At 36.0% G+C, this 12607-nt stretch carries 11 protein-coding genes and 1 pseudogene; 6 read left to right on the forward strand and 6 right to left on the reverse strand.

Features of this window, described 5'->3' with window-relative positions; all coding sequences use genetic code 11:
* Window positions 1-29: 29 nt before the first annotated feature.
* Entirely contained in the window at window positions 30-485 is a 456-nt protein-coding gene (nrdI, locus tag HMPREF3103_RS06045) for a class Ib ribonucleoside-diphosphate reductase assembly flavoprotein NrdI (protein WP_070438268.1), read from the reverse strand.
* A gap of 137 nt (window positions 486-622) precedes the next feature.
* Between nrdI and HMPREF3103_RS06050 the strand changes: the two genes are divergently transcribed.
* Window positions 623-2197: a peptide chain release factor 3 gene (locus HMPREF3103_RS06050; protein ID WP_070438272.1), complete on the forward strand. Its 1575-nt coding sequence runs from the start codon at window positions 623-625 to the stop codon at window positions 2195-2197.
* Between the two features lie 59 nt (window positions 2198-2256).
* On the opposite strand, the gene HMPREF3103_RS06055 is transcribed toward HMPREF3103_RS06050, so the two are convergent.
* Complete coding sequence (locus HMPREF3103_RS06055) at window positions 2257-3099, reverse strand: DegV family protein (protein ID WP_070438275.1); 843 nt, start codon at window positions 3097-3099, stop codon at window positions 2257-2259.
* Window positions 3100-3258: 159 nt separating this feature from the next.
* On the opposite strand from HMPREF3103_RS06055, the pseudogene HMPREF3103_RS06060 reads away from it, so the two are divergent.
* From HMPREF3103_RS06060 to rpsO, 5 genes and pseudogenes are all read left to right on the forward strand, one after another.
* Window positions 3259-4836 (forward strand): annotated as a pseudogene (locus HMPREF3103_RS06060) (helicase HerA-like domain-containing protein).
* A 14-nt stretch (window positions 4837-4850) separates the two neighbouring features.
* Complete coding sequence (locus HMPREF3103_RS06065; RefSeq protein WP_070438277.1) at window positions 4851-5399, forward strand: DJ-1 family glyoxalase III; 549 nt, start codon at window positions 4851-4853, stop codon at window positions 5397-5399.
* A 167-nt stretch (window positions 5400-5566) separates the two neighbouring features.
* Window positions 5567-6001, forward strand: a complete 435-nt coding sequence (locus tag HMPREF3103_RS06070; protein WP_070438280.1) for a Fur family transcriptional regulator — start codon at window positions 5567-5569, stop codon at window positions 5999-6001.
* 23 nt (window positions 6002-6024) lie between these two features.
* On the forward strand, window positions 6025-7626 hold the full coding sequence (locus HMPREF3103_RS06075) for a polysaccharide deacetylase family protein (protein WP_070438283.1): 1602 nt from the start codon (window positions 6025-6027) through the stop codon (window positions 7624-7626).
* A 132-nt stretch (window positions 7627-7758) separates the two neighbouring features.
* Window positions 7759-8028, forward strand: a complete 270-nt coding sequence (rpsO, locus tag HMPREF3103_RS06080) for a 30S ribosomal protein S15 (protein WP_005606669.1) — start codon at window positions 7759-7761, stop codon at window positions 8026-8028.
* Between the two features lie 174 nt (window positions 8029-8202).
* On the opposite strand, the gene HMPREF3103_RS06085 is transcribed toward rpsO, so the two are convergent.
* The 4 genes from HMPREF3103_RS06085 to HMPREF3103_RS06100 form a co-directional block, all read right to left on the reverse strand.
* Window positions 8203-9186, reverse strand: a complete 984-nt coding sequence (locus HMPREF3103_RS06085; protein WP_070438285.1) for a LacI family DNA-binding transcriptional regulator — start codon at window positions 9184-9186, stop codon at window positions 8203-8205.
* 90 nt (window positions 9187-9276) lie between these two features.
* Window positions 9277-10152 carry a carbohydrate ABC transporter permease gene (locus tag HMPREF3103_RS06090; protein ID WP_070438287.1) on the reverse strand — a complete coding sequence of 292 codons (876 nt, stop codon included), beginning with the start codon at window positions 10150-10152 and terminating at the stop codon, window positions 9277-9279.
* The gene (locus tag HMPREF3103_RS06095; protein WP_005606664.1) at window positions 10152-11078 is read right to left on the reverse strand and encodes a carbohydrate ABC transporter permease; all 927 of its coding nucleotides are present in this window, start codon (window positions 11076-11078) and stop codon (window positions 10152-10154) included. Before HMPREF3103_RS06095 ends, HMPREF3103_RS06090 begins: the two co-directional genes overlap by 1 nt.
* Before the next feature lie 121 nt (window positions 11079-11199).
* Window positions 11200-12504, reverse strand: coding sequence for an ABC transporter substrate-binding protein (locus HMPREF3103_RS06100; protein WP_070438290.1), 1305 nt, complete (start codon window positions 12502-12504; stop codon window positions 11200-11202).
* Window positions 12505-12607: the final 103 nt, after the last annotated feature.

The following is a 12607-nucleotide window of genomic DNA, read 5'->3' on the forward strand; positions in this document are numbered from 1 at the left end:
AGAATGGATCTACGGGCCTATTTTTGTGTTTAGATTTTTTCAAGAAGCATTGCAGCAATGCGATCCACATCGCGATTACTTCCGCGTAATTCAAATTCATCGAGCACTGGGAACCCAAAACGCTCAGAATACTGACGGGCGGTGAGGCAGAATTGCTTATTAAAGTTACGATTTCCACTACCAATCACTCCAAAACAATGCGCATAATTATGTTCGTAGGCTAAGAAATCACCGAGTGGATTCGTTAAGACTTCAACGTCTCCATTATCCACGCCATTTCCACCTTCTAAATAAGTCGGTAGAAAAGCAACGAAGGGTTTTCCTACTTTGAAGTAATCTTCTTGTCCTTTAACAAGGTCTTTGATATTCGTTAATGTCACGTTTAAAGAGGGTTCCAAAAAACGTAAATGGTCTTTTAAACGAGTGACGAAGTTATGTGTATTTCCGGTTAAACTAATATAAATAATGGGTAATTCTTTCGACATTGAGAAACCTCCTGAAAGATTTTTGCTGTCTTTAAGTATACCGCACTTTGCCTAATCCTTCTAGAGGGTGTTTTTAAACTTTTAAAAATTGTGAAAATCAGCTATAATACTTGAGAATAAACACGAAGGAGAGACTCATGTCACATTTAAAAGAAGAAGTACAATCTCGCAAGACTTTTGCGATTATTTCCCACCCAGATGCTGGGAAAACAACGATTACAGAACAATTACTCTTATACGGGGGTGCGATTCGTCAAGCTGGTACCGTAAAAGGGAAGAAGACAGGGAAGTTTGCTAAATCTGACTGGATGGAAATCGAAAAACAACGTGGGATTTCTGTTACAAGTTCAGTGATGCAAGTGGAATACGATGGCAACCATATTAATATCGTGGACACACCAGGGCACGAGGACTTCTCAGAAGATACGTATCGTACATTAATGGCCGTGGATAGTGCCGTGATGGTTATCGACAGCGCTAAAGGGATTGAGCCGCAAACGAAGAAATTATTCGAAGTTTGTAGTATGCGTGGAATTCCAATTTTCACATTCATCAACAAATTAGACCGTGATGGACGTGAACCACTTGAATTAATCGCGGAATTAGAAGAAGTATTAGGCATTGACGCGTATCCAATGAACTGGCCAATGGGGATGGGGAAAACATTCCTTGGATTATATGACATTTACAACAAACGTGTAGAATTGATGCATCCAGAAGAAAACGAAGATAATGACTTCTTACCATTAAACGAAGATGGGGAAGTGGACGGCGATTATGCGTTTAAACAATCTACACTTTATAACCAAGCTATCGAAGACGCTCAACTCTTATTAGAAGCAGGAAATGCTTTTGATGAAGAGAAGATTGCAGCTGGTAAATTAACGCCTGTATTCTTCGGTTCTGCCTTAACTGGATTTGGGGTTCAAACGTTCTTAGATGCATTTGTTGACTTCGCACCAAGCCCATCTGCGAAGAAGACAGAATCAGGAGAATTGGTAGATCCACTTCAAGAACAATTCACTGGATTCATCTTTAAAATTCAAGCAAATATGAACCCAGCGCACCGTGATCGTATTGCGTTTGTGCGTATCTGTTCAGGAGAATTCACTCCAGGGATGGACATTACCGTGAACCGTTCGCAAAAGAAAATGAAATTATCTCATACAACACAATTTATGGCAGATAGTCGTGAAACGGTTAAAGCAGCCGTTGCAGGGGATATTATCGGACTTTACGATACAGGGAACTTCCAAATCGGAGATACGATTTACTCAGGAAAAGGTGCTGTGCAGTTCGAACCACTACCACAATTTACGCCAGAACTTTTTAATAAAGTTTCTGCCAAAAACGTGATGAAGCAAAAATCTTTCCATAAAGGAATCGAACAGTTAGTACAAGAAGGAGCCATCCAATTGTACAAGACATACCATACAGGAGAATATATCCTTGGTGCGGTTGGTCAACTGCAATTCGAAGTGTTCCAATACCGCTTATTAAATGAATATAATGCCGAAGTAGTCATGACTCCAATCGGAAGTAAAATTGCTCGTTGGATTGACGAAGAACAACTGGATCCAAATATGTCATCAAGTCGAAACTTATTATGTCGCGACCGTTTTGACCAACCAGTCTTCTTATTCGAAAACCAATTTGCCTTAAACTGGTTCAAAGATAAACATCCAGAAGTCGAATTAAAAGCATTATTCTAATAGATACAAATAAAGACTCTCTAATCACTTGATTAGAGAGTCTTTTCGTATTTTTAAGATTAAGCTTCGTATCCCATTAGGATTCCGCCTTGTTCTGCATAATAGCTGCAGACCCCGCTTGTGTGGATACTAGAAACATCCGCATCTGGAAATTCGCTATGAACGGCTGCTTGTATTAAGCCACATATTTCTGGGTTACTACAGTGGCTGATGACCACACGACCACCCTTGTATCCATTTTTCTTCATTTCAGACCAAACTGCTTGAACAGCTTTCTTTTGACCTTTTGCTTTGTGAAGTAAGTTTAGTGTTCCTTCTGGTGAAGCGTCACCGACTAAGCGGATATTGAGCATTCCGATAACGGCGCCGACTAATTTATTTAATCGACCGTTTTTTACTAGGTTATCGACACGAGCAAGAGCAAATAAAAGTTTAGTGCTCGCTAAATATTCTTTTAATGCTGCAACCACTTCTTCAAAAGAAAGTCCTTGAGCGATCAGTTCATTTGCCTTTTGGACAAATAGAACCATTTCACCACTTGCTGAAAGGCTATCGAAGACTTCAATATTTGTTTCAGGGGCTTCTTCTAATAACATTTTTTTGGCTAATTGAGCACTATTTTGGCTTCCTGATAGACCACCAGTAATTGTAATGGCAATAACATTTTCAGCACCTCTATAGGCCTCTAAAAAAGCATCTGGACTTGGACAAGCAGAAGCAGTTTTTTCCTTGGATTCATACATTTCAATCATCATAGCATCAATATCTAATGTTGCATCGTCTTTATAATGTTTCTCGCCCACTTGGACAGTTAATGGTACATTAATATATTCAGTATTTGTTGCTAGATTCTCAATTTCGCGTAGATCGCAACCAGAATCCGCAATTATTTTCCATTTCATAAGAGAATTCTCCTTTGGTAGTATAGTTCATACAAGAGTAATATACTTTGAACTTCAAAACAAGTCAACTAATCTAATTAAAACTTAACATTTTAGTGGAATTTTAGCGCTTTCTGTACTATTGTTAAGGAGTAGAAATAAATCTGAAGGAGGAGTATTATGACTCAAACAATTTCTTTTGGGTATGGATCAAAGCCAGCTCAATTATTATCGAATAAATTAAATCGACATGGAGTAATTGCTGGAGCCACAGGTACAGGGAAAACTGTTACTCTAAAAGTTCTTGCTGAACAATTAAGTGAAGCTGGTGTACCTGTATTACTTTCTGATATTAAAGGAGATTTAGCTAGCCTTGCCGAAAAAGGTGAAGTAACTGAAAAGATTGCTGAACGATTAAAAAAAGTACACGTAGAAGATTTTGAACCAAGTTCTTATCCTGTAGCGTTTTGGGATATTTTTGGAGAAAACGGAATTAATATTCGTACAACCATTTCAGAAATGGGACCTATTTTATTATCTTAGCTGTTAGGATTAAATGAAACGCAAGAAGGCATTTTAAACATTGCGTTTAAAGTTGCTGATGAACAAGGTTTATTATTAATTGATATTAAAGATTTACGTGCAATGTTAAATTATGTTGGAGCTCATGCTTCTGAATTACGTAATTTATATGGAAATATTGCGCAACAATCTATTGGTACTATTTTACGTAGCCTATTAGTTTTAGAACAACAAGGTGGAAATCAGTTCTTTGGAGAACCAGCTTTTGAAATTGGCGATTTATTTAAAACAGATGCAAGTGGACGTGGAACCATCAATGTATTATCTTCTGAAAAGTTGTTCCAAACACCTAAATTATATGCAACTTTCTTATTATGGTTCTTATCAGAGTTATATGAAAACTTACCTGAAGTAGGTGATTTAGACAAACCAAAACTAGTATTCTTCTTTGACGAAGCACATGTATTATTCAATCAAAGCAACCCAGCTGTACAAGCAAAAATTGAATTAATTGTTCGTTTAATTCGTTCGAAAGGAATTAGTATTTTCTTCGTAACACAAAATCCAACGGATATTCCTAATGCGGTAGCCAGTCAGTTAGGGAATCGAATCCAACATGGCTTACGTGCGTTTACGCCAGCTGAGCAAAAAAATGTCAAATCAGTAGCTGAAACTTTCCGTCAAGAAGAAGGAAAAGATTTAGTTTCAGTGATTACGAATCTAAAAGTAGGGGATGCGGTAGTTTCTACTTTACAGGAAGATGGATCTCCAAGTTTTGCAGAAGTGGTTTCTATTTACCCACCAAAGAGTAAATTAGATGCGGTTGATGCTTTTGTTCGTCAACAGCTAGTAAATCAATCTCCATTCTATGATAAATATGCTGAAATGTTTGACCGTGAGTCTGCTCATGAGCAACTATTAGCATTAGAACAACAATTTCAACAAGAACAAGAAGAAGCTTTAGCTCAAAGAGAAGCTGAAAAACAAGCAGAAGCAGAACGTAAAGAAGCTGAAAAACAAGAAGCTCTTGCACAAAAAGAGGCTGAAAAACAGGCTAAATTAGAAGAAAAAGAACGTGAACGTCAAGAAAGAGAACTAGAACGTCAAGCACGACAAGCAGCAACTAAGAAAGGTGATTCTGCGATGGATCGCTTTACCAAAAATATTATGTCTAGCGTTGGACGTGAAGTAGGCCGAGTGATTACTCGTGGAGTAATGGGCTTGTTCAAAAAATAAGAGGAGGCTGTCCTATGGCAAATGTCGTCGTATTCTTAGCAGAAGGATTTGAAGAAATTGAAGGCCTTGCTACAGTTGATATTTTGAGAAGAGCAGGTCATATTGTTCATACAGTTGGCATTGGTGGACAAGTTATTACGGGTTCTCATAAAATTTCAGTGAAGACAGATGATGAATTAGAAACCTTTTATTGGGCTCAAATTGATGCATTAGTGCTTCCAGGTGGAATTCCAGGGGCGCATCACTTAAGAGAGAATGAGTTTCTTATTCAAAAGCTGAAAGAATATTCGAAAAAAGGGAAAATTATTGCAGCAATCTGTGCAGCGCCAATTGTCCTACATAGGGCAGGATTGCTGAAAAAGAAAAAGTTTACTTGTTATCCCGGTTTTGAAGATGAAATTAACGACGGGGTTTATACAGGAGCGATAGTTGAAAAAGATGGAAAAATCATCACGGGTTGTGGTGCAGCTGCAAGTTTCGAATTTGCTTATACAATAGCAGAAGCATTAGGAACAGATACCTCCGCACTTCGAGAAGGGATGCAGTACAATAAGCTTTTTTAAAAAATAATGTTAGAAAGATTTGTTCTATTTTTAGGACAAATCTTTTTTGTTACAAAAATATTACAATGTTACAAAAATGTTAAATGAATAACTTGATTTTTCCTTGGAAATTTGAGAGAATAAAGTATCAAAATCGACGTAATCTGTATTAGAAATTAGGGAAATATATGAGAAAAGAAGAAATTAATCAAGTAGTGAAGAAGTTACGTAGTAAAGGAGTTCGTATTACCCCTCAAAGAGTGGCAATGCTTGAATTTTTAGCTAGCGTGGATACTCATCCAACTGCGGAAGAGATTTATACTGAATTAACAAGAGAATATCCTCAAGTCAGTGTGGCGACAGTATATAACAATTTAAACCTGTTTATTAAAGAGGGTGTTGTTAAAGAATTAATGTATGGAGATAGTGCAAGCCGATACGATTTTGATTTAGGGCAACATTATCATGCTGTTTGCGATGTTTGTGGGAAAGTAGTGGATTTATATTATCCAATTTTAGATGATGTTGAAAAAGCAGCAGAACAATTAACAGGGTTTAAAGTTAGAGGACATCGAATGGAAGTTTATGGTGTTTGTCCGGACTGTCAGAAAAAAGAAAAATAGTATTTAATAAGGGGTCGTGGAGAATGGAGAAGGTCATTCAACGAAGAGCCAATAATGGCAAAGAAAAACATCCAAAAAAAGAAAATAAATATACACAAAATCCTGAAGAAATGCTAGAGACTGATTTGAAGGAAGAGGCAGTTCAAGAGGAGAATCAAGAGAACCAACGATTCGGTGGGAAGGATTCAAAAAAGAAAAGACCGAAGAAGAAAATTCCTAAAACCATTTTTTGGGTGATAGGAGTTTTGACTCTAGCTATTTTAGTATTTGAATTATTAACGATTCATCGTATTATGGCAGATCAATTTAATGAAGAAGAATTAAAACGTATTATTCAAGTTGAACAAGACGATACAAAAAAATATAACGAAAATTTTACGGTTAAAGATGAAACGAATGGGAATATTGAAATTCAGGAATTAATCCCTACAGATAGTACTGGTAATGAAGTTACGGCTATTGCTGAGCAGATTTCGACTTTAAAACAAACGGTAATAGAAAAATACGCGGGAGCCTCTAAGAAAACTTTGATTTTCTTGAAAGCTTATCAAACAAAGGTTGTTTCAAACGTGAATGATATTCATTACTATGTATCTGTATATCAACAAAAGGATCGTGGTTTTGAACAGCTAGAATTTTCGGAGTTAACACATCAACTTGTTTTCGCAGATACTTTACAACCATTTGAAATTTCAAAACTCTTTAATAATGATTTAGCAGTATCTAACTTCTTTGTAAAGAAAGCATTAGATGAATCTAAAGTAGATGGATTATCTGATAATCTAACAGAAAAAATTACTTCTCAATTTAAAGATAATAATTGGAAGAAACTAGATACATCAATCATTCAAAATGGAATTCGCATAAAATACAAAGATGCAAACGATTCAGATGCAGAATGGACAATTCCTTTTACCGAGCTTTTTGCATATATGAATGAAAATATGATTCCGGAAACAGAGAAAGAGAACTATACAAAATATCTTGCAACTGTTAAAGAAAAACTAGGTAAGAAGAGAATTGCATTGTCGTTTGATGACGGCCCCCGACCTGAAACAACGCCAAGAGTACTAGAAATTCTAAAAAAATATAACGCGCATGCAACATTTTATATCGTAGGTGGTCATGTAGAAGGTAATGAGTCTATTATTAAGCAAATTGTGGCTGAAGGGCACGAACTTGGAAACCATAGTTATAGTCATCCTTTATTACCAAAGAAATCTGCAGACGAAGTGTATAAAGAGGTTCATAACACTTCAGACCTCATTGCCAAAGCTTCAGGTGGTTTAAGACCAATGAGTTTACGTCCGCCATATGGTGGTTTTGATAAAATGGTAGCTGAGCAAGCAGGCATTGCTATAGTGAACTGGTCGATTGACTCGCTAGACTGGAAATATAGAGATGCAGCCAAAACAATTGAGCAAATTAAGGAAAATGCTCATAATGGTGGAATCTTATTGATGCATGATATTCATGAAGAATCAGTAGAGGCATTACCAACAATTATTGAATACTTACAAGCAGAAGGTTACGAATTGGTGACTGTAGATGAATTGATGGCAGGACAACCATTAAAACCAAATCATGCATATTTTAACCGTGTTGATATTCAAAAAATAGATTAAGAAGCTTGCAATTTTACTGAAAATAAGGTACATTGAATAAGTGCTTAATGCACAGACCTTTTACAGAGTTTTGCGAATCACCAACGTTTTACTCAGTACAAGGCATAAATTAAAAGAAAGAGGTGTTTAGAAATGGCAATTTCTAAAGAAAAGAAAAACGAAATCATCAAAGAGTATGCATTACACGAAGGAGACACTGGTTCACCAGAAGTACAAATCGCTGTATTAACTTACGAAATCAACCACTTAAATGACCACATCCGTGTTCATAAAAAAGACTTCCACTCAAACCGTGGATTAATGAAAAAAGTTGGTCACCGTCGTAACTTATTAGCATACTTACGTAACAAAGATGTTCAACGTTACCGTGAATTAATCAACCGTTTAGGCTTACGTCGTTAATCTTAAACAAATGGAAGAACTCCCATGCATTCGTGCTTGGGAGTTTTTTAATGGATATTTATTATAGAAAAATAAGAAGATCAATATAACTTATAATTTATAAGTTATATTGCAAAATACAAATGATTAAAAAAGGCACAAGTCCCAATTATTTGGAACTTGTGCCTTACTATTTTACATTTCTTTTATAGAGTGATCAATGATTTGTCTGTAACACATCATATTTTTATTATTGTACGATTTAATCACGTTTCGTAACAATTTAAAGGAAGAACGTCCTAACTCTAATGTATGAATATCAACATAAGCATCAATTCGAACAGAAGGTTGTACCGAGTCAAAAGTGATAATAGGCAAATGAATTTGTTTTTCATTTAAATATCGGACAGCTCCTTCTGTAAAAAGAGAGTCTGCTGTTACTAGACCATCAATGTTTCCTTCTTTAAGAAGTTCTTTTAAAGTATGGTATCCTTGTTCCCTCGTAAATTCAGATACTTGAGCAATAAGGCTATCATTTATTGGGATATCATATTTTTTTAGAGCTTTTTCATATCCTTTTAGTCGGTCTCGAGATACAAATAATTGGTCGCGACCACCGATGAATGCAATAGATTTTGCTCCTTTTTGAATAATATATTCTGTTGCATCAAATCCCGCTTTTTCATTATTATTATCAACAAATGAAATAAGAGGGGATAATGTTTTTCCGATTACAACAGCCGGAAATTCTTGTTCAATTGCAAATTCAACAAGGGGGTCCTCAATTTCCCCGTACAGGAAGACGAGTCCATCTACACGTTTTCCAAGAATCGTATCTTTTAGAATGGCTAAACGTTGATTTGTATCTTTTCCAGTACATAATTGTATCGAATATTGATGGTCCGCTGCTGTTTGCGAAATTCCTCGAATTACCGCAGGGAAAAATGAATTTTGATAAAAGATATCTGAGTCTTTGGGAAGAACAACACCGATGACATTTGTTTTATTACTTGCTAAGCTTCTTGCATTAACATTGGGATGATAATTCAGTGAAGCCATGGCCTCACGTACTTTTTTCTTCGTCGCTTCACTTATACTAGATTTGTCTTGAAGTACTCTTGTAACAGTAGAAGGAGAGACTCCAGAAAGCTTTGCAACATCCTTAATAGTGGATGCCATCTATATTCCTCCTTTCCTAGTAGAGTGATTATTGAAATAAAAAATCTGGGCATGAAAACTGTTATTTTCACGCCCAGAGCATTTAAGGAACTATGATTTGATTGCTCCGTCAACCATACCTTTCATGATATGTTTTTGAGCGAATAGGAATAAGATGATTACTGGTAACATAATCAGTAATGTAGATGTTAGAATCATATCCCATTGTTTTGTAAATGATCCTGCAAAGTTTGATACCGCGATCGGTAATGTTTGAATCGCATTTCCTTTACCAAGTAATAGAAGTGGTAATAGGAAGTCGTTCCAAATCCAGATACCGTTCAAGATTAAGATTGTAACGTAGATGGGTTTTAAGATTGGAAGTACTACGTAGAAGAATGTTTGCATTTTGTTACATCCATCTAATTCCGCAGCTTCTTCGATTTCTAAAGGCACCCCTTTAATGAATCCGTGGAACATGAATACTGATAGTGACATACCGAAACCAGTATACGCTAAGATAATCCCTGGATAAGAACGTAATAAGCTAAATCCAAATAATGGGGTAGTAATCGCATCACTTAAAACTTTAAACCAAGTAACAAGTGGATACATTACGACTTGGAAAGGAATAACCATTGAAGCTACGAAAATGAAGAAAATCACTGTCGAAGCTTTTGAACGGAAACGAACAAGTCCCCATGCAGCAAGAGCCGAAAATAGAGTGATCGTGAAAAGAGAAATCACAGTAATAATCGTTGATGATAAAAATGATGATGGGTAATTGATGGAAGGGTTATTCCAAATTGTAACGATATTAGTCCATAGTTGACCAAAACTTGCAGGTAAAGCTAACGGATCTGAAAGAATATCAGCAGAGCTTTTGGCTGAGTTAATCACTAAAAGAACGATTGGACTCAAAAATAGTAAGAAAAGGATGACTCCTAAGATTTCTAGAAGTAAGATTCCCATTTTTTGTTTTTTCATTATAAGTCAATCTCCTTCCGTTTAGTGATTGAAGTTTGAATCAAGCTGATAACTACTAAGATAAAGAATAAAATAACTGCACGAGCTTGACCTAAAGCCATTAAGTTGTCACCTGAGGCAGTGTTGTAAATATTCATTGTAATAAACTCAGTACTTTGGATGGCTTTGTCATGCCATAGTAGAGAAGGTCCACCACCTGTTAATGAGAAGTTCACATCGAAAATCTTGAATGAGTTTGTAATAGTCAAGAAGAGCGATACAGTGAACGCTGGCATTACCATTGGAATGATAATGTGACGTAGACGTTGCCATGCATTTGCACCGTCAAGTGAAGCAGATTCTACTAAACTTGAAGGTACGTTTTGTAAAGCTGCAAAGTAAATCATCATAATATAACCAGCATATTGCCATGTGTTTGTAATGATTAATGCAGTCACAGCTAATTTCACATCTCCAAGGAACAAGTTATCGATTAAGAATTGGCTACCGATTAATTGTCCTAATGCAGGGAATACTGAGTTATAGATGAATTGCCAAATATAACCAAGAACAAGTCCCCCGATTAAGTTTGGAATAAAGAATCCTGCGCGGAATATATCTTTTAATTTAATCTTGCTAGATACAAGTAAGGCAAGACTAAATGAAACAATGTTTACCACGACAACGTTGAATAACGCAAAAATCACAGTAATCATTAAAGAATATTGGAAGCGAGTGTCAGCCAAACTTTCTGTAAAGTTTTTTAGACCTACAAATTGTAGGTTGGTTTGTGTAACGCTCTTCCAGTCGGTTAATGAATAGTAGAACCCTAAGAAGAAAGGCACAATAATAACGAGTGCAAAAATGATAAATGCTGGTAAAACTAATCTATAAAAATTGCGTTTTGCACGATCATCTCTGCTTAAGGCTTTCTTGTTTTTAGACATGAGAGAGTTCCTCCTTTTAATAATTTCCAGGTGGGGTAGCACCTGTATGTATACCTATTGTAGCACATAACCCACAGCCACTAAAAGGCAGCTGTGGGTTTGTTTACTACAATATTATTGATTATTTTTTAATCAAGCTTGGCACTTCTTTAATTTGGTTGATAATTAATTCTTGGAATTTAGCTTTATCAATTGAACCTTGAGCATATTGACCGTAAATTGGTCCTAATTTGTTCATTAAGAAGTTGTCAGGCATGAAGTATGGGTTGTCAAATGAGTAAACAGGTTTTTTAGCGCTAACCCATTCTGCTAAGAAACGAGATAATGGAGCAGATGGTTTCTCAGTAGTGTTAGCAAATGGAGAAATCATGTTCGCTTTGTTTACGATGTAGTCTTGACCTTCTTTAGTATCAGCTAAGTCGTTGAAGAATTTGTTGATAGAATCTAAAGCTTTAGTATCTTTGTTCACTACATAGTAAGAAGGAGCACCGATGAATAATCCATCAGCATTTTTATCTTTACCTAAAGTTTGATAAGGAATGAATCCCATTTCGAAGTTAGCATTTAATTGTTTTAAGTTAGGATCTTTCCAGTTACCTTGGTGTAGGAAAGCAGCTTTTCCTGAAGCAAATGCTGAGTCCATATCTTCTTGAGTACCAACTGTTAAGAGTTTCTTATCAGTATGTTTGAATAATAATTCAACCCAGTTAGTGTAGTTTTCTAAACGAGTTTTATCCATTTCACCTTTAAGCACTTGGTTTGTAACTGAACGATCACCATTTGGAAGACCACTACTTAAGTAAGCACCGAAGTCATGGATACCCATGATCCAAGTTTCACCTTCTTTAGTTGCTGTAGCAACAACAGTAGATAATCCTAATTCATCTTTTTTACTTTCTAAAGTAGCCATTGCTTTCTCAACTGCTTCAAAAGAAGTTAGAGTAGCAGGATCAATTCCAGCTTTAGTTAAGATTTCTTTGTTGTAAGCTAATCCGTATCCTTCTACAGATACTGGGAATCCGTATACGTCGTTACCTTGTTTAAATTCAAACTCAGTTTTATCAATCCAGTCACCTTTTAATGGTTGTAGGTTGTCTTTCCACAAATCATATCCAGCTTGACCTTCAATTATGAATACGTCTGGTGCAGTACCTGCAGTAAATTCAGTTTTTAGTTGGTCAGAAATCTTACATGAACCAGAACAAGTTTTAATATTAACTTTAACTCCGTTTTTGTCTCCCCATTCTTTAGCATATGCTGTTAGGGCTTCTTGGATTTCGCTCTTATTACTATATAAAGTAAATTCTTTTTTGCTTTCAGAGCCTCCATTAGAAGAGTTTGATTGGTTACCTCCGCTTGCACAGCCTGCTAAAGCTAAACCAGCTAAGCCAACCATTAAAGATTTTTTAAACCATTTGTTTGCCATAATATTTTTCCTCCTTAAAATTCGTTGTAGATTACGCAAACGATTTCTTAACTGGTTTTAGTATACCGCTTCCATAAACCGTTTGCAAGTATTTTGTTAAAAA

This window comes from Granulicatella sp. HMSC30F09, assembly GCF_001806915.1.
GTDB classification, from domain to species: Bacteria; Bacillota; Bacilli; order Lactobacillales; family Aerococcaceae; genus Granulicatella; species Granulicatella adiacens.

What these genes read in the sequence shown, in the direction of transcription:
- nrdI (WP_070438268.1), bottom strand. Translation starts at nt 485, where the DNA reads ATGTCGAAAGAATTACCCATTATTTATATTAGTTTAACCGGAAATACA.
- HMPREF3103_RS06050 (WP_070438272.1), top strand. Translation starts at nt 623, where the DNA reads ATGTCACATTTAAAAGAAGAAGTACAATCTCGCAAGACTTTTGCGATT.
- HMPREF3103_RS06055 (WP_070438275.1), bottom strand. Translation starts at nt 3,099, where the DNA reads ATGAAATGGAAAATAATTGCGGATTCTGGTTGCGATCTACGCGAAATT.
- HMPREF3103_RS06065 (WP_070438277.1), top strand. Translation starts at nt 4,851, where the DNA reads ATGGCAAATGTCGTCGTATTCTTAGCAGAAGGATTTGAAGAAATTGAA.
- HMPREF3103_RS06070 (WP_070438280.1), top strand. Translation starts at nt 5,567, where the DNA reads ATGAGAAAAGAAGAAATTAATCAAGTAGTGAAGAAGTTACGTAGTAAA.
- HMPREF3103_RS06075 (WP_070438283.1), top strand. Translation starts at nt 6,025, where the DNA reads ATGGAGAAGGTCATTCAACGAAGAGCCAATAATGGCAAAGAAAAACAT.
- rpsO (WP_005606669.1), top strand. Translation starts at nt 7,759, where the DNA reads ATGGCAATTTCTAAAGAAAAGAAAAACGAAATCATCAAAGAGTATGCA.
- HMPREF3103_RS06085 (WP_070438285.1), bottom strand. Translation starts at nt 9,186, where the DNA reads ATGGCATCCACTATTAAGGATGTTGCAAAGCTTTCTGGAGTCTCTCCT.
- HMPREF3103_RS06090 (WP_070438287.1), bottom strand. Translation starts at nt 10,152, where the DNA reads ATGAAAAAACAAAAAATGGGAATCTTACTTCTAGAAATCTTAGGAGTC.
- HMPREF3103_RS06095 (WP_005606664.1), bottom strand. Translation starts at nt 11,078, where the DNA reads ATGTCTAAAAACAAGAAAGCCTTAAGCAGAGATGATCGTGCAAAACGC.
- HMPREF3103_RS06100 (WP_070438290.1), bottom strand. Translation starts at nt 12,504, where the DNA reads ATGGCAAACAAATGGTTTAAAAAATCTTTAATGGTTGGCTTAGCTGGT.